A 19296-nucleotide genomic window follows, 5' to 3' on the forward strand; every position below is an offset into this window, starting at 1 on the left:
GCTCCTTTGTAGAAGTTTGTTTTAGGGAACAAACATTCAACATTTCTACAATAGGAGCTTTTTTTGCGTTTGTCTATAACTTCATACATCAACTTACTTATTTTGGAAGGTGTGCAAAGCCAGTGGGGGAGACCCCACAGGAGCACAGCGACGAGGAGGCTCCCCGGCACGCCCGCGGAAAGCGAAGTGCCTGGAACGGAAATCAACAGACTATTTTAAGGCAAGCCGCTAAAACTAAAAAACTAAGGGGACTGTACAAAGTCATGTAACAGACTTTTTGTACAGCCCCCTTTTACTTAAAACGGCTTAATCGACATTAAAATAATAAGAACAACAACAGAAGTATGTAGAACCATATTATAAGGACGTAATTCTAGATTCATTTTTTGATATGACTCCGGTAATTCTTCGCCTTTGTGTTCGTTCATCATTTCTGTTACCGCCTTAATTTTCTTAGGCATGATAGCAGCAACAATCGGCTGAACAGCCACGTAAATAACTAAAGAAGTAATATACCATCCTGTTGTAAAAAGATTAGTATTTAAGAAACCTAGAATAAGACCAGTGAGTAAAAGGGCAATGCTACCAATCTTCGCAAACTTCTCAATCTTCATGTTTAAATCTAATGAATACCTTGCTTCAGAAGCAGTTTTTGCCCCTTTTAATACAAGTGGCATAGCAAAGCTTGCTCCTAGACCCACAACTGCAGCAATGATATGAATCAGTACAATTGAACCGTATAAGCTCATCTTCTCTCCTCCTTTCTCCTTATAAATAGCATATTTCTCTTATCGGTATTTATTACTATTTTTATAGTGTAAAAGTAAAATTCCCCAAGGCAGTCCTGTAAGCAGAAGATTAAAGGTAAAAGTTTGAAATATTCTTTCGGCTTGTCTCATATATTTAGGGAGTGAAACATTTTAAGTTAGGAGAGACAACATGAATTCTTTTTTTAGGGGTACATTGTTACTCATTGGAGCAACTTTCTTAGGGGAATGTGTAGAGTTCCTAGTTAATATGGTGCTAGCAAAGGAGTTAGGGGAAAAAGGGTTAGGCTTGTATATGTCTGTCCTCCCGACGGTCTTTTTAATTGTTTTACTCGCTAGTTTTGAGTTACCAGTATCGATCTCTAAATTTATAGCTGAGAAGGAAGAAAAATATCATAAAAGTATGCTTCAGCATGTAATAAAACTTACCATTATATTTACAGCTGTTCTATTAGTGCTTGCAACCATATTCCTCCCTTTTATTCCAGCATTTGACCAATATCATCCACTATTTAGATGGCTCGTTATAGCTCTAATACCAATGGTCTCCTTCTCATCCATTGCCCGCGGCTTTTTCATGGGTAAACAGCAAATGAGTAAGATTGCAACGGCTCATTTTTTACGTAAAATAGTTCAATTAGGTTTGTTAGTATTTCTCTATCAATTATTTGAATTCGATATGACCACTTCAGTTTTAATTGCTTTCTGTACATTTGTTGCAAGTGAATTCGTGATTGTAGTTTATTTACTTCATATGTTCTATATTCAGTATCAACAGGTTAAAAATCGTCGTTCAGAGTTTATTAGTGGTAAAGCCGTTAGACAAAATTTAATGGCTGTCTCAATTCCAACAACAGGACTTAGAATTTTCCATTCCCTTACGCATGCGGTACAGCCTTTTCTAATAAAATTTGCCTTGGTCAAATCGGGATTAACTTCAGATATAGCAACAGAACAATTCGGGGCTTTAGCGGGAGTCGCCATGACTATTGGTTTCTTTCCAGCTTTTATTGCTCATTCCTTACTGATTATGCTGATCCCAACTGTATCAAAAGCTTACTCGGAAAAAGATTTCTCTAAACTACAAAAACTATTACAACAGGTGATGTTAATTACTTTATGCTATGGTGTTCCTGCTGTAATTGCTTTCTATTTCTTTGCAGAACCACTAACTCAAATGTTCTTTGATTCCAGTGTAGCGGCTAGTTATTTGCAAGTTCTTTGGCCATATTTCTTGCTCCACTTCTTCGTAATTCCTATGCAAGCCTACTTAATAGGTCTAGGTTTAATGAAGGACGCTTTCTATCATACCGTCTGGTCACATGCTATTTCTTTCGGAATGATGTATGTAATGGGATCCATGCATGAATTCCAAATGGATGGAATTATGATAGGGATGAATGTAGGAGCAGTCTTACTGACACTCATGCACTACTTTACCATCTGCAAGAAAATCGGAGTCTCATTGTCTCTTAGAAGAATTGTAGATAATCAATATTAATATGGCTCTTTTCTAAAACTTTGTTGCTTCTCGCATATATAAATCTACCTATAAAATTATACAACTATATTGGGCTTAAAAGGTTATCCGTTTTAGAAAAAGCCTTACCATCTAAATTTGTAGCACTTTTGAATTATTAAGGAGTAAAAATCGGCATTTGGATTTTTACAAAAAAACAATCATTACGAAAACAACCTTAATTTTTATAAACGGGGAAGGGTTTTTAACTAGTTTTCTAGAAATGTTAACTAAAAAAATAATTAGTTAACGGAGGCCGAAACGAGTGGAAAGAGTACTTCGAGGACACCACCTCCTTTGTGTACACGGTTTTAAAGGAATGGGGTATAGTCCTGATTTTGTAAAGAGGATGGAAGAAATCGTCAAAGATATTAGGAACGATAATAAAGATTACCCTATAAAAGTAGTTGCTGCCTTTGATACTGCCTGTATGGCTTGTCCTCATAGAGGAAAAACAAGATGTGAAGCAAGTGAAGGATCTAACGAACATGTTTTATCCATGGACGAAAAGGTGATTAATCATCTTGGTTTAGAGAAAGAACAAACTTATTCGAAGTCTGTGTTAGTATCGTTAACAGCAGCAAAAGTAAATCCCGATGACCTTGACTATTTATGTAAAGATTGTTCTTGGCTCGCATATGGGGTATGTAAAGAAGGTATACAAAATTTGAAAAATAAATATCAAATGGTAAGAAGCTAGGAAGTTAAAAGGAGAGTAAGTATATTAAAACTTACTCTCCTTTTAACTTAAATCATATTATTCATCCGCTTCCTCAGAAGGTCTATTTGTCTGGAAAGGAAGGGTATCCCAGAAGCTTGTGTCAGCTGTTTCAATAGAGTTATCTGCAATAGCTCTTACTGTTGAGTCTAGAGTAGTAATGGTTTGTTTGATTAAGTAACCGTTACTCTTTTGACCAAGTGCATAAGGCTCATAGTAATGGTCAGACATTCCACGCATTTCAAATAGTAGAGTAGAAATATCATAGCGAGACGCAATTCCATTACGACCTATGTTTTCCGTACTACCACCAGCATATTTTCCAATTAATCCCCAGCCTGTAGAGTCTACTGAATGATAAACCACTGCTCCTAGTTTCTTTGATTTCTCTAATACCTCAGGTTTCACATTAGGGCTAGTTGGATGTAAGATTGAGCCAGAAACGTATTTGCCATTGATTTGACTTTGTGTACCTTGGTGATGTAGGTCAATCATGTAATCAATATTATATTTAGCTAGTACATTTTCATGTAAAGCTCTAGCCTCAGCAACCATTTCGCTAGTTGCTTTATCATGCTCACGGTTAATATCAAAACCATTAGCATTTGCACGCGTTAAGTGTCTACCGCCATCTGCTACATAGTCTTCTAATGAGAAATTAACATCTCCCATAGCACCATCCGCATTTAACATAGGGATCACTAAAACGTTTACATTATCTAGTACACCTTTTGTTTTATTCGTTCCCAAATGCTTGATGAATTCTAATGCACCTTCAGTCGTTAACTGCTCGTTTCCATGTTGTTGAGTTAGAAATAGAATAGTCGGATTATCAGGGTTAGATATATATTTAGCCATATAAATATCTCGGCCTTTTACCGTTTGGCCAATTACTTCAAGTTCTAGAGCATCTTGTTTAGCATCTTGTTTCTTTAAGTAGTCAACCATGCTTTCATACGTATGTAAAATTGAAGTTTGGATGGATTCATTCCCATTGTAGTTCGGCCCTTCACCTACAGCACTAACAGATGGAGCAACCATGGCAAAAGAACTTAGTGCCATAATGCCTGATAAAGATACAGATAAAATCTTTTTCTTCATAAAAATCCCCCTAGTATAAGATATTTCGTAAATAAAAGTATTTACTATTAATAATGGTACAGAAAGCTAGGACATTCGTTAATAGGCGAGGGGAATTATCATTTCTACATATTTCGAGGTCAGTTATTAATGTGGAATGACCTAGAGGGATGGGTCCTATTCTCTAATAAATGAATATCATCATAAGCTGTTTTAACTATGGAAAAATAAAAAGCCTGCTGTAATTTACAGCAAGCTTTTTGCTAGTCTAATATACTTCTATTGCTCTTTTCTATTATAATAATCTACGGCGTAAAGAGCACCTTCACTTACCATTTCATTGTCTTTTACATCATATGGGTCAGGGTGACCAGTTTTTTCCATAGGGATGTTTTTCTTCCTAGTTCTTTCAATTTTCTCTCTTAGTTGTTCAAACATCCATTGAATTTTTGTCCTACTCGGCTTTACAGAGAGAATAACCACACTCCCTACACCAATTCCTGCGGCAATATAAGAACGTAAATTTCGAGAGGTTGCCATCATACCAGCTCCTTCTATTTTTTGATCGTTCTAGTATTTCTTTACCCGAATCTATTAAAATTAAACATTCAAACCTATTTTGCTAGAGAGATTAAGGTGTTTACAACTCCAACTTCATAAGGAGTTCTAGGTACTGGTCCAATTCTTTGCTCATATTTCGAGCCACTTAAAATAACAGGTGTCTCATTTAAGTATGTCATTTCTACATATTCTCTCATGGAAGGATCCACGATTCCAATCATAGCAATCATCCACTTAGTGACCTTACTAAACTTAACATCTTTATTTAAATATTGGGAGGCAATTACAGAAATCTCTTCGCCAGTGATGGTACTCGCCCCTGGAATATTCCAGCTTTCGTTGTAAGTATCATCTCTTAATGCAAGCTCAACAAGAGCATTTGCCCCGTCTTTTATATAGATAAATTCCCTCTTGATAGTAGGATCTCCAACGTATCCACCTTTTCCTTTTTTCAACACCTGTTCAAAAGTGTATTGAAGTAGTGTGTTATCAGCTTTAGGACCATAAAAATCTGGGAAGTGGGCAATAAGATAAGGCACCCCTGACTTTTTGATCTCATTTATTAACTTAAGTCTAAAGTTTCCTTTTTTCGTATGTGGGTTCTTTTGTGTATCTTCTGTCACTAAATTCGAATGTCTTCCATAGGAATAAATGTTATCGACATAGATGAATGGTTTATTCTGGCTGTGGCATTCCTCGAGGATGTTTGTAAGTATAGTTAGTAGAGTAGGGTCCCATTTTTCATATGGAATATTAATGGAATGAAAAACTAGATCCGCTTTTGATATAGCTTCTTTAAGGTCATTTTTGTTTAGAGCATCTCCAACCATGATGGAGGCAAGTGGGCCCCAATCTTCTTTGTTCTCTTGTAACTTTTGTTGTGAGCGACCAAATGCAATCGTCTCAATATTACGTCCCACTAATTCCTCTACAAGCGAATAACCCATACCACCAGTTGCTCCTAATACAAGTGCTTTTTTCATTAAAATCTCTCCTCTATATTATTTAATTGACCACTGTTCAATTTGTTGTAAAAATATGAGCTCTATTAGGATAGAGCCTTTAATAAAAATTGACAGTGAGATTTTACTAAGTCTTCAACTTCCTCAAAAGTCGTTTCTGTTCGACTATAATGGGTGACAAACCCATGAAGACCAATAAATAATGACCAAATATCTTTCATGTGAACCTGCTTTGGACTAAGCTTAGCGATTGCCTCTGCAAACCTTTGATAGCTTACATATGGACCATTTGCAAGATAACTTTTTACTTCATCATCTTTAATGAGGAACATCACTTCATAATGATTTTGATGTGTGAGTCCAAACTTGATAAAGCGATATAGAATTAAAAATAATTTCTCTTCATTGGAAATCTGATTTTCGTTTATAGTATCTTCTAACTCTTGATTTAGTTGTTGAAAGTCGTGGTTGATAATTTCGTAAAATAGTTCTGCTTTGTTTTTAAAATGATAATAAATGGCACCGTGACTGCATTGGAGCACTTTTGCAATCTTCCTCATGGAGATTGAGTCATACCCTTCAGCGACAAAAAGGTCCCTGGCCACATCAATGATTGCATCTTTAGTAAGTTCATCTTGAGCAGATTTTCTAGGAGTCAATGGAATCACCTTTCAACTAGAACAGTTTTATTGAACACCGGTCAATAAGAATATAACTCTTTTTCCTAATGTTGGCAAGAGATTTTCAAAAAAATTTTCCATATTTTTCAGCAGAGTGTTAAGTTCCGTATACACATGCTGTAAAAACAAATACTATAAAGAGAATAGAGCTATTTAAGGGAGATATGAAGTAGATGGAAAAAAAGTTTTGCAGAGAGTCCTTTGTAGTGAAGACAAGTATCGTCTTACCACCAGATACAAACAGTTATGGAACACTTTTTGGAGGGAAGCTCATGGCATACATAGATGATGTGGCAGCTATATCAGCTATGAGACATGCGCGTAGTACTGTAGTGACGGCATCTACTGATTCAGTAGATTTCCTTCACCCCATTTTTCAAGGTCACTCCGTATGCTTGGAATCATTTGTAACCTATACAGGAAGATCCTCTATGGAGGTTTTTGTAAAAGTGATTGCGGAGAACTTAATAACCGGAGATAGAAATGTTTGTGCTTTATCGTTTTTAACCATGGTTGCCATTGATGAAAAGGGTAAACCAACTGTGATACCAGAGGTTGTACCACAGACAGAAGAAGAAAAAAATTTATACGATACAGCAAAAGAAAGAGCTGAGCTTAGGAAAAAGAGAAGAAAAGAGAGTGAAATGTGGGCTCAGAAGTACGGCACGGATCTACCTTGGTAAAACTCACCTATTAACTAATTGAATCTACCAGATTTTTATCCCTAGTCATTGGCTGGGGGTTTTTCATACCAATTACGTCTCAAGACGGAGATAAGTTCATTCTTAAAATTGGTCTATTTTGTAAAAAAGATATAGTATAATATAAAGTATAAAAATATTCAGAATAGTAATTCAAGGAGGGGTTCCATGCTATCTAAATCCGTAATAGAGGATGTTCTAAACGCTGCATTAGAAACAGGCGGTGATTTTTCAGAGGTGTTTGTTGAGGACCGCTATACTAATAATTTATCCCTACAAGGTGGAAAAGTTGATAGTAGTATGTCTGGTAGAGACTTTGGTGTAGGTATTCGTATTTTTAAGGGACTACAAAGCGTGTATGCATATACAACCGATTCATCTAGAGAAGGTTTATTAAAAGCTGCTAGAAATGCTGCCCATGCAATTAATGGGGAAAGAATCATTCAACCTCAAGCCTTTGTTAATCAATTAGTAGTGTCAGAGCACCCGATTCCTCTTAATCCAAGAGAAGTAGAGAAAATTCGTAAAGTGAATGTTATGAAGAAGGCATATGAAATTGCTAAAAACTATCACTCTCTAATCCAACAAGTAACGGTTCGCTATATGGATGAAGAGCAAAACGTCCTGATTGCAAACTCTGAAGGGAAATTTGTAGAAGATCGAAGAGTGAGAAGCCGTATAGCAATCCAATCGATTGCAGCCGATGGAAACAGAATGCAAAATGGTTTCTATGGCCCTGGTGCACATAGTGGATTTGAATTTCTAGAAAATCTTAATCTAGAACACTATGCAACAGAATCTTCTCGTATAGCGGTTGCTATGCTTGGAGCAGACCCTTGTCCAAGTGGAAAGTTCCCGGTTATTATTGATAACGAATTTGGAGGAGTTATTTTTCACGAAGCATGTGGACATGGTTTAGAAGCATCGGCTGTTGCAAAAAATAATTCTGTGTTTGCTAACCGAATAGGTGAAAAAGTGGCATCTAATCTTGTTACATATATTGATGACGGTACTCTTCAAAACGAATGGGGCTCTATTAACATTGACGATGAAGGGGAAAAAGTCGGTAAAAATGTGTTAATTGAGAATGGTATTTTAAAAGGTTACTTGATTGATAAATTCAATAGCCGCCGCATGGAAATGCCTTCAACAGGTTCTGGTAGAAGACAAAACTATCGATTTGCTCCTACTTCCAGAATGACGAATACGTTCATTGCTCCAGGTGCATCAACACGTGAAGAAATCATCTCAAATACGGAGAATGGTATTTTTGCCAGATACATGGGTGGAGGACAAGTAAATCCAACTACGGGTGATTATAACTTCGCTGTTATGGAAGCCTACCTTGTAAAGAATGGAAAAATAGACAAACCAGTACGTGGGGCAACTTTAATCGGAAACGGTCCAAAGACACTCCACCTAGTTGATATGGTTGGAAATAATTTAGCTCACGGTGCAGGAATGTGTGGAGCTTCAAGTGGAAGCCTTCCAGTTAATGTTGGTCAGCCAACGCTTCGTGTGAGTGAAATGACTGTTGGTGGAAGAAAGGGGGAAGAATAATATGAACTTATTAGAATTTAAGGACCTTCTATTTAAAGCCGGTCAGGAACATGGATTTACAGACATGGAGCTTGCTTATGAGCGTGAAGAGAAGTTTGGCTGTGAGTTATATAAAGGTGAGATCGATTCGTATGATACTTCAGAAGTATTTGGTGTTGCATTTCGCGGCGTGTTTAACGGGAAAATGGGAAATTCCTTCTCTGAAAAATTAGACGAGGAGTCTATCCAATTTTTATTAGAGAACGCTAAAGAAAACTCTCAAATAGTGGAAGAAGAGAATGAAGAAATCTTTGCAGGAAGCGAGAGCTATGAAGAAGGTACATTCTATTCTGAACCCTTAAGAGAAGTGTCGATTCCAGAGAAAATGAATTTACTTAAAGAAATTGAAAAATATATTTATGAATATGATGAGAGAGTAACAGGTACAGATTATTTTCAATTAAGCAGTGCTGAGACGGAAAGAGCTCTCTTAAACTCTAAAGGACTATCTCTTCAAGAAAAGCAAAATTATTTAGGACTCTATGTTTCTGTTGTCGTGAAACAAGGGGACGAAATTAAAAATGGCGCTTACTCAAAGTTTACAAAAGATTTTGAGTCTCTAAATCCTCAAGAAATTGCTAAGCAAGCAGTAGAGGAAGCACTATCTCAATTAGGTGCAAAATCTATCGATAGTAAAAACTATCGTGTATTACTGCGCCATGATGCAGCGGGTAGCTTATTTAACACTTTTTCACCAATTTTCTCAGCTGAAAGAACACAAAAGGGCGAATCTCTTTTAAAAGATAAAGTAGGAGAGGGAATTGCTGTTTCTACTCTAACAATAGTCGATGATCCTACCTTAAAAGAAGGTTTATTAAGTCGAACATTTGATAGTGAAGGGGTAGCTACTAGTAAAAGAGTCGTTGTCGAAGAAGGAAAGCTAGTGACCTTACTTCATAATCAGAAAACGGCTAAGAAGGAAGGCGTTCAGTCAACTGGACATGGTTATAAAGCTTCCTATAAAGGCACGTTAACGGTTGCTCCAACGAATCTATTCATTCAGCCAAGTGAGAAATCCTTTGAAGAGTTAGTGGCAAGTATAGAAGAAGGAGTGTTAATAACCGATTTATCAGGTTTACACTCTGGGGCTAATTCAGTATCTGGAGACTTCTCTGTAGCTGCAAGTGGTTTCTATATTAAGAATGGAAAAATTGAAACGTCTGTAAACCAAATGACGATTGCAGGAAACTTTTTTGAACTGTTAAATCAAGTTGAGGATTTTGGTTCAGATTTAGAGTTTGCTATGTCATTCGTTGCACCAGGCTATATCGGTTCACCATCATTAATCATTAAAGAGTTAGCTGTAACCGTTGAATAATTAGGTTATGCTGGTTTTGCTAGGCTCGCTATTTTCAAAATAGCGGGCTTTTTCGTATTTTGTGCTAAATGAGAGATTTGTGTACACTAAAACTATCTATTGAATTCTGGAGTGGTTGATATGAACAAAGATGAAATCCGTAACCTTGTATGGACAAAAATGACGGAGGAGAAGCTTGGTCGGTTTCCTTTCCCTTTGAAAGGGAGAATACCCAATTTTAAAGGTGCTGAAAAGGCAGCTCATTTCGTGTTTCAAATGCCTGAATATAAAAATGCTAAGGTTATTAAAGTAAATCCTGATTCTCCTCAATTACCAATCAGGGCACAAGCATTAAGAGATGGAAAGACGATCCTTGTTCCGACGCCGCGCTTGAAAGCAGGTTTTATTATGGTTAAGCCTGAGTGGGTCCCTGCTGGTGAAGAGAAAAAAGCTGCAAGTCTCTCTCATATTAAAAACTATGGAAAAGAGATTCCGTTAACAGACATACCAAGGATTGATCTGATCTTTGCCGGCTCAGTTGCATTGAACAAAGACGGAAGACGTGCTGGAAAAGGAGAGGGATATGCAGACCGGGAGTATGCAATCTTGAGAGAACTAGGTAATCCTCTTGTTCCTGTAATCGGTACCGTACATAGCGCACAAGTAGTAGAGGAAGACATTCCAATTGATCGTTTTGATTTAACCGTTGATTGGATTGCAACAGAGGAAGGGCTGATACAAACCCATACTCCTTTTGAAAAGCCAAATGGAATTCAGTGGGATTTAGTTACTGAAGAGGAAATGGAAGAAATGCCAGTGCTGCGGGAGATTTGGGAATTGACGAAGGGGAAAAAGGAATAACTAGAGCGTAGTTATTCCTTTTTTCAAACTTAATAAGCTTTTTGAAGTTAGACAACTGTCTAGCTCCACAAGTAGCTACGGAAGCGATACTTCGCACGAAGGAAAGTGGTTTTCTTTCCGAGGAGCGCCCAGCGACTAGTGGACTTCGCTAAACGGGGCGCTTCCGCTTTTCTAATCATACTGAAGCTTTAATCCAACTCCTACCTCATGTAAGTTCCCCGCAGTCGATAGAGCAATTTTCGATTTTAAATCTGTACAGTGGCATGCATGTAAATGGTCTGGTTTGATTTCAGCAAAGTATTCAACGGTTTGTTGTAGCTGTTCTGGAGATGGATTTTGCAAATGGAATCCTCCAATGACATCATGAATTCTAGTTTCTCCTGTCACTTTCTTGGCATACTCGATAATATTACATATTCCGGAATGTGAACATCCTGAAATAATCACTAAACCTTGACTACTCTTATACACTAAAGCTGTATCATCTAAAATGAAATCTTCTTCTAATGAGCCATTTATATAGGTTTTTCCTATCGGCTCTTTCCCTTCAAAGTCATTCCTTTTCTCTATTTCTCCTAAGTAATAAAATCGCTCCGTTAGCTGAACGGGTACACTCGAAAACCTCAAATCAAATTGTCTTTTCAGTTTTTCCTCAGAAAGAATACTACCAATTTCAAGACTTCCATATAGTTTACTTTCAAATGCACTTGGGTGAGAAAGGAAAGTAGGCTTTTTATAAGAGAGAGACTCAAGTTCAGCTTCACTTAAAAGTCTTATAAAGGGGTCCAGTCCCCAAGTGTGATCACTATGCCCATGGGAGAAAATCACATAATCTAGCAATTTAAGATTTAAATCTAGCTTAGCTGCATTTCTAATGAAAGCATCCGAATAACCTAGATCAAATAATATCTTCAACCCATCTACTTCAATGTAATAGGAAACAGCTGGCTCCCCAATAAAATAACGGTCTATATAAGTATTGTTATCTACAAGTACGGTTAACTTCATGTTCAAAACCTCAGTTCTAATAACATATTATTGACACTAGTTTAATACAAAAGTAGTATAATAATCCATTTTTGTATCTAAATAACCAATGATTAACCTAATAATGGTATTGGCTAGTAAAAATACCCACAAACCCCATCTGAAATTTAGGTTATAATAGACTATTAATTCTGAAAATTATGCATGTTATGATAATTATTGAATGAAATATAATCTATAAGGAGGAATTGGGTTGAAGAAAAAAATACTATCCGTCTTATCGACTGGGGCTCTAGCCTTATCATTATTTGGTCCAACTAGCACAACAACGGCAAAAGTGGACACATCGGTACCTAACTGGAACACTGAAAGATATGGGGATCGAATAGATATTGATACCTACTTAAATGAGTTATCTAGTAATGAGTCATTTTTGAAAAATGCTGAGTCGCAGTTAAAGGAACAGGCTAAACAGATTAATTTTAACGAAACAGAGTCTTCCACAGAACAGAATGCTAGTAGCAATTTTACATATGAAGGAGAAACTAAATTTTTCCTAGATAGAAATTTAGGATTTAAAAAATTCACTTTACGTAGTGTAGGTGAGAATGTTGAGATTTGGGTTGCAAACGATCTTTCTTTCCCTGAGGGAGATACGCGCCCAGCACATGTAGTTACACAAGAGCAAGTGGATAAGCTAAGAGATGAGTTTGATAGCAATATTTATCCAAAGGCTACACAATTCTTTGGAGTACCTGAGGTTCATGACGGTTCACATTCACCACTACCATCCATGGTAGGACTACCGGATGGTTATTACGAAGGTAGCGATAAAGTTATTATGCTAGTTGATAATATCCAAGATGATAACTATAATGATCCAACCTATCCGTTCTTCGTTGCTGGTTTCTTCTGGCAAACACTAGAAAACTATATTGACAGAAATATCATCACTATCGATACAAATAGCTGGGAAACTCGTTTAGAATCTACATTCTTTTCAACTACTATCCATGAATTACAGCACTTAATTCATGCTGACAATGATGGTTCAGAAGAAACGTGGATTAATGAAGGGATGTCAACTTTCTCTGAGTTCTTAGGTGGATATGGTCATGGTGAAGGATCTATCAACTTCTATCTAGATCATCCAGAAAATTCCCTTGTAAACTGGGATGAGCATAGAGTGACAGAAACGGGTCCTGAAACAATTGCAGACTATGGTCAAGTTTACTTATTCACACTATACATGTATGACAAATTCGGTAAAGAGTTTATCCGTGAGTTAGCTACAAGTAAACTTACGGGAATCGATAGCGTAAATGCTACGTTAAAGGCGTATGGTGAAAAATTAACGTTCACTGAGCTTTATCAAAACTTTATTACGGCATTAGCTCTTGATACAGATAAAGTTGGAAATGGTGTTTATAATTTTGATAGTATTGATTTGAGAGATTTACCAGTTGATAGTAATGGAACAAAACGTGGAATTACGGTTAACTACGAAGAAGCGTTAAAAGTTGAAAAAGAAGGAGTTCCTGCTTGGGGTGGAGACTTTAAAGTACTTGACTTCAATGAGAAAATTAGAACGATTACATTTGATGGAGTTGACTTCCTTCCAAATCCTTGGAAATCAGTAAAAGATCCTAAGAATCCAACTAACCAAGTTCTTTGGGGCAATGAAGGTGACGAAGCAGACAACGCTCTAATCTTTGAAGCAGATTTGACAGGTGTAAGTACTGCTACATTAAAGTTTGATAACTTTATAGATATTGAAGAACAGTGGGACTTCGGCGTTGTTCAGGTCTCTACAGATAATGGTCAAACATGGAAGAGTTTAGCTAATGAAAATACTCGTTCAGATGTAGTAGAAGAAGGGTATCCAAAAATTAAAGAAAATGTACCAGGTTTTACAGGTCATTCAGTAGATTGGCAAACAGAAACATTTGACTTAAGTAGCTATGCAGGTCAAAAAGTTCTTGTCTCTTTCCGTTATTTAACTGATTGGGGTTACAATGATACTGGCTGGTTCATCGATAACATTGAGATTCCTGAGATTGGCTTCAGTGCTGATGGTTCATCTACAGAAGGCTTTAAATCTGTTGATCAAGTATTAGAGAACTACGTTAACTACACTGTTACTTTTATTAACGAAAAGACAGTTGGTAAGAATAAAACAAATTACAAAGTAATCCATGTTGATCCTTTTAACGTAACAGACGAAAAGGCATTAGAACTTCGTCAGTTATTTAAAGACGGCAAAAGTTATATGATTACTTCATACGCTGCACCTGCAGGTAGTAAAAACCCTGTAGAATTCTCATATGAAGTTTTCACGAAAACTAACCATAAAAAAGTAAAATAAGTATGTTTTGAGCACCCAGACTAAAATGGGTGCTCTTTTGTAATACGAGGATAACCATAGATTAAGAGAATATCAGAAAAATCAATATTGACAACAAGTGAAAAATTCACTATAGTTACTTTTGTTGTTTAAAATTTAAATTTAATTATCCCGTCATCACGGGAGAGGTTCATAGCAATTAACCCTCTATAAAAAACTATGGTTCTGATGATAAAAAGTCAACCATATCTAAAAAGATATGGTTTTATTTTTTCTCTCAGCTACTATTAGTCATTTTAAGAGATATTTTGCTTAATCATGCCTTTCCTGTTGATGCGGATCATATAGGGAGGCATTTTTTTATGGGCGGAAGAAGAGACGAAGAATTAGAAGGTGTAACGTTATTAGGAAATCAGGGGACAAAGTATTTATTTGAATATTCTCCATCAATCTTAGAGTCTTTTGATAATAAGCATCCAAATCGCGACTATTTTGTTAAGTTCAATTGTCCAGAGTTTACAAGTCTTTGTCCAAAAACAGGGCAACCAGATTTCGCAACAATCTATATTAGCTATATTCCAGATCAAAAGATGGTTGAAAGTAAGTCTCTAAAACTATATCTATTTAGTTTCAGAAACCATGGTGATTTTCATGAAGACTGCATGAATATCATTATGAACGATCTGATTGAATTAATGGATCCAAGATACATTGAGGTTTGGGGTAAATTTACTCCAAGAGGCGGTATCTCAATCGACCCTTATTGCAACTATGGTAAGCCAGGAACGAAATACGAAAAAATGGCAGACTACCGTTTAATGAACCACGATTTATATCCAGAAACAATTGATAACCGATAATTAGGAGGAGACAGCTTTGTTATTATATTTAAATGCTGCCTTCGCAGGATTTTTAATTTTATCCAATATATTAGCAGTAAAGTTATTTAGTTTAGGTAGCTGGGCTGTATTACCGGCTGCAGTTATTGTCTATATTTTCACCTATCCAATAACGGATGTCATTGGTGAAGTGTATGGGAAGGATGCTGCTAGGAAGACCGTTATTGCAGGGTTTATTACACAAATCTTTGCAAGTGTCTTCATCTTTGTAGCCATTCAACTTCCATCAGCACCATTTTTCCAAGCTCAAGGAGAATTCGAAACCATTTTAAATGGAAGTATTCGCATTACGATTGCTAGTCTATTATCTTATTTTATTAGCCAAAACCTTGACGTAACGGTGTTTCACAAGCTGAAAGAAAAGCATGGTGATAAAAAATTATGGTTGCGAAACAACTTATCTACCGGTGCAAGCCAATTAGTGGATACATCTGTTTTTATTTTTGTAGCTTTCTACGGAACGATGCCGACAGCTGCTTTATTAGGCTTAATCGTAACCCAGTATATTTTTAAAATTTGTGCAGCCATTATCGATACTCCGATCGTATATTGGTTAGTGAAAGTTTGTAGAAAAGAAGAAGGCAAAGCAAGTACATCCTTAACATACAACAATTAAGCAGAGACTTTCTCTGCTTTTTTTCATGACTTTATTTGTCCTAACATCGAAAATTATTTAATCAAACGTTTGATTAAATTGAAATTATCCTTATAAATACAGGGTTCTAATGAAAAAAAGATCCTGCCGAAGCAAGATCCTTTTCAAAAACTATATTAAAATGCCCAATCCCCATTACGGAATACAGCTTCCACTGTTCCATCTTCTTTAATACCATCAATGTCCATTTTATCTGAACCAATCATGAAATCAACGTGAGTGATACTCTCGTTAAGACCATTTTCAGCTAGCTCTTCACTAGTCATCTTTTTGCCACCTTCAATACAGAATGCATAAGCACTCCCAATTGCTAAGTGGTTTGAGGCGTTCTCATCAAATAAAGTGTTGTAGAATAGTATGTTCGATTGTGAAATAGGAGAGTTGAAAGGTACAAGAGCAACTTCACCTAAGTAGTGTGAACCTTCGTCTGTTTCTACAAGACGTTTTAGAATATCTTCGCCTTGCTCTGCTTTCACATCAACAATACGACCGTTTTCAAAAGTTAAAGTGAAATGATCGATGATGTTTCCACCGTAGCTTAAAGGCTTTGTGCTAGAAACGGTTCCGTTAACACCTGTTTTAAAAGGAACAGTGAATACTTCTTCTGTTGGCATGTTTGCCATGAACTCATTTCCTTTTTCATTTACACTACCTGCTCCAACCCAAATATGGTTTTCAGGTAATTCAATTGTAAGGTCCGTTCCTGGAGCCTTATAGTGTAGCTTTTTATAACGTTTTCCATTAAGATGGTCTACTTTTTCATGTAATGATTTGTCGTGTGCTTTCCAAGCATCAACAGGATTTTCTAAATCTGATCGAGTTGCTTTAAAAATAGCATCCCATAACATTTCTACACGTTTGTCAGCAGGTGCATCCGGGAATACCATGTCTGCCCATGCTTGAGATGGAGTAGCAATAACAGTCCAGCTCACTTTATCTGATTGAACAAATTTACGGTATTTGCTTAATGCTTGACCTGCAGCTTTTTGGAAACTACTGATTCGCTCAGGATCTACACCTTTTAATAAATTCGGACTAGAAGAGACGATTGACATAAAGGCAGCACCGTTCTCTGCTAATTCTTCAATTTCCTTTGCTCTCCATTGTGGGTATTCATTGAAAGCCTCAGTTGGAGCAAGGTCATATTTTGTGCGAGAAACAAAGTCGTCTGTCCAGTTAACAACAACATTAAAAGCTCCTGCTTCGTATGCTTTTTTTACAACCAAACGAACGAATTCGGCAGAGTCTAGAGTGGTGTTTACAACAAGAGTTTGGCCTTCTTGAACATTCACTCCGACTTTAACCGCAAGCTCTGCATATTTTTCTAAGTTATTTTGAAAATTACTCATATGTATGTCTCCTTTTTTCAGAATCTTCTTTTACATTGTATATGTTTCGGGAATAAAAAGAAACATAAACCCTTCTCTATTTTTCGATAAGAATAGAGGAGCCAAATACCTGGCTCCTCTAGTAGTAGTACGCTATACAATTTTTTCATTTGCACTAGTCATTTGTTGTTTTTCAACTAAAGTAAACATTACCCAATAGATAAACGCACTCAAAAATGCAAGAAGGGCAAGGATGATAAAGGTCCATTGGTATCCTACCCATAAACTTAATGGTATCGACATAGGGGCTATTGTTTTCCCGAGGGTAAAACGAAGGCTGGCTGCTGCAAAGTATTGTCCCCTCATATGTTCTGGAGCAATTTTTGAAATAAAACTTTGCTGTAATCCAACCACCATCAATTCCCCGAAAGTAAAAATAGTCATGGCTAAAATTAGGCCCCAAATCCATTCCGTTTGACCGAAGAGAAGCATGGCAATACCATAAATAGTGGCAGACAAGACAAATACATTCCGTTCTCTATAAGTTGTCATCCACTTCGTTACAACAACAGTCAATAAGGCAACTAGAAAACCATTCTCAGCTAAAATGATTCCAAAAGCTTGTTCTCCGCTAACCTTAAATGACCAATCCCCAAAGGATAAAAGTGTTTGGTTATGAATCACTTCGCTTGAGTAGACAGGGAGTAGAAGATCTAATTGCATAAATGTTTGACCAGCCAACACTCCACCTAAAATAAATAAGAAGAATGTTTTGTCTCTAAAAATAATTCCGTAGTCTTTAACTTGCTTAAGTAAAACAGAGTACCATTTGGAATTCTCGTTACTATTAACAAAAGCGGTTACGGTTGGAGCCGTTTCTCGTGTCCATTTCCAAAGTACAAAGGCCAGACCGATGCAAATAACGGATGCAACAAGTAATAGTTGAAAGCGATAATGAACATAGAAAATGGCTCCAAGTACCGGCCCTAATACAACCGCAATATTAATAGATGTATAGAAAACAGCAAATACACTGCTTCTATCTTTTTCATCTACTACATCTGCAACCATTGCTTGGCTGGCAGGCCAATAGATGGATCCAAAAAAGCCAACAAAGGCAAAAGCGATAAATGCAATTAATGGAGAGTCAAGCCATGGTGAACTTGCGATAGCAAACACGAAAAAGCAAAACCCTTGGCCTAATGAAGAATACACCATCATCTTTTTACGACCAAACCGATCAGCACAGTAGCCGCCCATTAAATTAGCAAATACGGAAAGCACTTGGGAAAGGATAAGAAGTAATCCTGCTTTTCCTTTTCCAAACTCATCAGCGAAGTAAATGGTTAAAAAGGGGAAGAACATCCAGAACGTAATATTCATAGCCGCTTCCCCGAAAAGTCTAATTTTTAAATTATGATCCCAATCTCTAATTCTCATGGTGTTAATCCTCGATTCCTAAGGAGTACAATATGAATATCATACATCTCCTTGGGAAGAATTTACAAGAGAAATAGACTGATAGTATTTAGGATTGTTTCTATTTTAGAGAATCCAAGAAATGTGTAAATTCCCCTTTCTGATTTGTACTAAGTAAGATTTTTTTATGGTCTAGTGCAATAAACGTAGGAAGAGACTGTATATTTAAATCTGGATAATCTGCTTGTACTTTTTCAATGGATTGTGCATTTATCTCTTCAAACATTAATACCTTTTCAGAAATATGAGAAGGTATATCGAATGAGCTAGATTCATTTTCAGGTTGGATTATTAATAGACCATAGCCATCCTCAGAAGGGGAAAGCCAATTTTGATAGGACGTCTCTTTCTTAATGTCAACTGCTACTCGATAACTTGCCTCTCCTTTATCTTTCCACTTTGCAAGGATGGATAATTGTACGGTAGTTGGATAAACAGGTAACTTCATTCGGTTATTTTTAACAATGGCATCTAAATACTCGAGATAGTAGGATTCACCGTTTGTTATCTCTATCGTAAGCTCATCTGGTTCCTCTTCCTCTGGGAATTGAACTAGCAAGTCGTTAAATGGTTCAACTTTTGTTGTAGCAGGTCTTTCATTATTTAGTTCTTTATTCCCGTTATGCCAGTTATATAGATTATAGATTACTGGAATATTTTTATCTCCGACAGAAACGATCGGTAGGGGAGGTTTCTCTTCTCGTTTTATTTTCTGCATATCTAGTACAACCATGGTGCTAAGAATAACAATAATTCCCACTATTAATAGTATGTATTTTTTCTTCAAGTGAATTCTCCTTTCTAATATCTCTTAGCATTTTACCATTATTTTGCAAAAATGGTATAAGTTCTGCTCATT

General features: G+C 36.6%; 18 protein-coding genes. 9 read left to right on the forward strand and 9 right to left on the reverse strand.

The window, feature by feature from the left end:
• Positions 1-296: 296 nt before the first annotated feature.
• Positions 297-749 carry a DUF2269 family protein gene (locus tag SM124_RS17375; protein ID WP_322447791.1) on the reverse strand — a complete coding sequence of 151 codons (453 nt, stop codon included), beginning with the start codon at positions 747-749 and terminating at the stop codon, positions 297-299.
• 190 nt (positions 750-939) lie between these two features.
• On the opposite strand from SM124_RS17375, the gene SM124_RS17380 reads away from it, so the two are divergent.
• Positions 940-2268 carry a polysaccharide biosynthesis protein gene (locus SM124_RS17380; protein ID WP_322447792.1) on the forward strand — a complete coding sequence of 443 codons (1329 nt, stop codon included), beginning with the start codon at positions 940-942 and terminating at the stop codon, positions 2266-2268.
• 337 nt (positions 2269-2605) lie between these two features.
• The gene (locus SM124_RS17385) at positions 2606-2986 is read left to right on the forward strand and encodes a DUF1284 domain-containing protein (RefSeq protein WP_322447892.1); all 381 of its coding nucleotides are present in this window, start codon (positions 2606-2608) and stop codon (positions 2984-2986) included.
• A 57-nt stretch (positions 2987-3043) separates the two neighbouring features.
• On the opposite strand, the gene SM124_RS17390 is transcribed toward SM124_RS17385, so the two are convergent.
• The 4 genes from SM124_RS17390 to SM124_RS17405 all read right to left on the reverse strand — a co-directional run bounded on the left by SM124_RS17390 (position 3044) and on the right by SM124_RS17405 (position 6266).
• Positions 3044-4105 carry a M14 family zinc carboxypeptidase gene (locus tag SM124_RS17390; protein ID WP_322447793.1) on the reverse strand — a complete coding sequence of 354 codons (1062 nt, stop codon included), beginning with the start codon at positions 4103-4105 and terminating at the stop codon, positions 3044-3046.
• Positions 4106-4363: 258 nt separating this feature from the next.
• Positions 4364-4627 (reverse strand): YbyB family protein, encoded by a 264-nt coding sequence (locus tag SM124_RS17395; RefSeq protein ID WP_322447794.1) that lies wholly within the window; start codon positions 4625-4627, stop codon positions 4364-4366.
• 71 nt (positions 4628-4698) lie between these two features.
• Entirely contained in the window at positions 4699-5628 is a 930-nt protein-coding gene (locus tag SM124_RS17400) for an NAD-dependent epimerase/dehydratase family protein (RefSeq protein WP_322447795.1), read from the reverse strand.
• Between the two features lie 65 nt (positions 5629-5693).
• On the reverse strand, positions 5694-6266 hold the full coding sequence (locus SM124_RS17405; protein ID WP_322447796.1) for a TetR/AcrR family transcriptional regulator: 573 nt from the start codon (positions 6264-6266) through the stop codon (positions 5694-5696).
• Positions 6267-6460: 194 nt separating this feature from the next.
• On the opposite strand from SM124_RS17405, the gene SM124_RS17410 reads away from it, so the two are divergent.
• From SM124_RS17410 to SM124_RS17425, 4 genes are all read left to right on the forward strand, one after another.
• Entirely contained in the window at positions 6461-6970 is a 510-nt protein-coding gene (locus tag SM124_RS17410) for an acyl-CoA thioesterase (RefSeq protein WP_322447797.1), read from the forward strand.
• Positions 6971-7156: 186 nt separating this feature from the next.
• The gene (locus SM124_RS17415) at positions 7157-8548 is read left to right on the forward strand and encodes a TldD/PmbA family protein (RefSeq protein WP_322447798.1); all 1392 of its coding nucleotides are present in this window, start codon (positions 7157-7159) and stop codon (positions 8546-8548) included.
• A 1-nt stretch (position 8549) separates the two neighbouring features.
• A complete protein-coding gene (locus SM124_RS17420; RefSeq protein ID WP_322447799.1) occupies positions 8550-9905 on the forward strand; it encodes a TldD/PmbA family protein in 1356 nt (451 codons plus the stop codon).
• 120 nt (positions 9906-10025) lie between these two features.
• Positions 10026-10745 (forward strand): 5-formyltetrahydrofolate cyclo-ligase, encoded by a 720-nt coding sequence (locus SM124_RS17425; RefSeq protein ID WP_322447800.1) that lies wholly within the window; start codon positions 10026-10028, stop codon positions 10743-10745.
• 171 nt (positions 10746-10916) lie between these two features.
• On the opposite strand, the gene SM124_RS17430 is transcribed toward SM124_RS17425, so the two are convergent.
• Positions 10917-11753 carry an MBL fold metallo-hydrolase gene (locus SM124_RS17430; protein WP_322447801.1) on the reverse strand — a complete coding sequence of 279 codons (837 nt, stop codon included), beginning with the start codon at positions 11751-11753 and terminating at the stop codon, positions 10917-10919.
• Between the two features lie 232 nt (positions 11754-11985).
• On the opposite strand from SM124_RS17430, the gene SM124_RS17435 reads away from it, so the two are divergent.
• The 3 genes from SM124_RS17435 to SM124_RS17445 all read left to right on the forward strand — a co-directional run bounded on the left by SM124_RS17435 (position 11986) and on the right by SM124_RS17445 (position 15591).
• Positions 11986-14097 carry an immune inhibitor A gene (locus SM124_RS17435; RefSeq protein WP_322447802.1) on the forward strand — a complete coding sequence of 704 codons (2112 nt, stop codon included), beginning with the start codon at positions 11986-11988 and terminating at the stop codon, positions 14095-14097.
• 341 nt (positions 14098-14438) lie between these two features.
• Positions 14439-14936, forward strand: a complete 498-nt coding sequence (gene queF / locus SM124_RS17440) for a preQ(1) synthase (protein WP_322447803.1) — start codon at positions 14439-14441, stop codon at positions 14934-14936.
• Positions 14937-14952: 16 nt separating this feature from the next.
• Entirely contained in the window at positions 14953-15591 is a 639-nt protein-coding gene (locus SM124_RS17445; protein ID WP_322447804.1) for a queuosine precursor transporter, read from the forward strand.
• A gap of 155 nt (positions 15592-15746) precedes the next feature.
• Here the strand turns inward: SM124_RS17445 and SM124_RS17450 are convergent, their stop codons facing one another.
• The 3 genes from SM124_RS17450 to SM124_RS17460 form a co-directional block, all read right to left on the reverse strand.
• The gene (locus tag SM124_RS17450; protein ID WP_322447805.1) at positions 15747-16979 is read right to left on the reverse strand and encodes an aminopeptidase; all 1233 of its coding nucleotides are present in this window, start codon (positions 16977-16979) and stop codon (positions 15747-15749) included.
• Between the two features lie 132 nt (positions 16980-17111).
• On the reverse strand, positions 17112-18398 hold the full coding sequence (locus SM124_RS17455; protein WP_322447806.1) for an MDR family MFS transporter: 1287 nt from the start codon (positions 18396-18398) through the stop codon (positions 17112-17114).
• 100 nt (positions 18399-18498) lie between these two features.
• Complete coding sequence (locus tag SM124_RS17460) at positions 18499-19224, reverse strand: hypothetical protein (RefSeq protein ID WP_322447807.1); 726 nt, start codon at positions 19222-19224, stop codon at positions 18499-18501.
• Positions 19225-19296: the final 72 nt, after the last annotated feature.

Source organism: Robertmurraya mangrovi (assembly GCF_034427655.1).
Classification (GTDB): domain Bacteria; phylum Bacillota; class Bacilli; order Bacillales; family Cytobacillaceae; genus Robertmurraya_A; species Robertmurraya_A mangrovi.

Bases quoted from the DNA above. Each gene is read 5' to 3' on its own strand.
- SM124_RS17390 (WP_322447793.1), bottom strand. From the start codon at position 4,105: ATGAAGAAAAAGATTTTATCTGTATCTTTATCAGGCATTATGGCACTA.
- SM124_RS17385 (WP_322447892.1), top strand. From the start codon at position 2,606: ATGGGGTATAGTCCTGATTTTGTAAAGAGGATGGAAGAAATCGTCAAA.
- SM124_RS17450 (WP_322447805.1), bottom strand. From the start codon at position 16,979: ATGAGTAATTTTCAAAATAACTTAGAAAAATATGCAGAGCTTGCGGTT.
- SM124_RS17455 (WP_322447806.1), bottom strand. From the start codon at position 18,398: ATGAGAATTAGAGATTGGGATCATAATTTAAAAATTAGACTTTTCGGG.
- SM124_RS17375 (WP_322447791.1), bottom strand. From the start codon at position 749: ATGAGCTTATACGGTTCAATTGTACTGATTCATATCATTGCTGCAGTT.
- SM124_RS17425 (WP_322447800.1), top strand. From the start codon at position 10,026: ATGAACAAAGATGAAATCCGTAACCTTGTATGGACAAAAATGACGGAG.
- SM124_RS17380 (WP_322447792.1), top strand. From the start codon at position 940: ATGAATTCTTTTTTTAGGGGTACATTGTTACTCATTGGAGCAACTTTC.
- SM124_RS17410 (WP_322447797.1), top strand. From the start codon at position 6,461: ATGGAAAAAAAGTTTTGCAGAGAGTCCTTTGTAGTGAAGACAAGTATC.
- SM124_RS17415 (WP_322447798.1), top strand. From the start codon at position 7,157: ATGCTATCTAAATCCGTAATAGAGGATGTTCTAAACGCTGCATTAGAA.
- queF (WP_322447803.1), top strand. From the start codon at position 14,439: ATGGGCGGAAGAAGAGACGAAGAATTAGAAGGTGTAACGTTATTAGGA.
- SM124_RS17400 (WP_322447795.1), bottom strand. From the start codon at position 5,628: ATGAAAAAAGCACTTGTATTAGGAGCAACTGGTGGTATGGGTTATTCG.
- SM124_RS17420 (WP_322447799.1), top strand. From the start codon at position 8,550: ATGAACTTATTAGAATTTAAGGACCTTCTATTTAAAGCCGGTCAGGAA.
- SM124_RS17430 (WP_322447801.1), bottom strand. From the start codon at position 11,753: ATGAAGTTAACCGTACTTGTAGATAACAATACTTATATAGACCGTTAT.
- SM124_RS17395 (WP_322447794.1), bottom strand. From the start codon at position 4,627: ATGATGGCAACCTCTCGAAATTTACGTTCTTATATTGCCGCAGGAATT.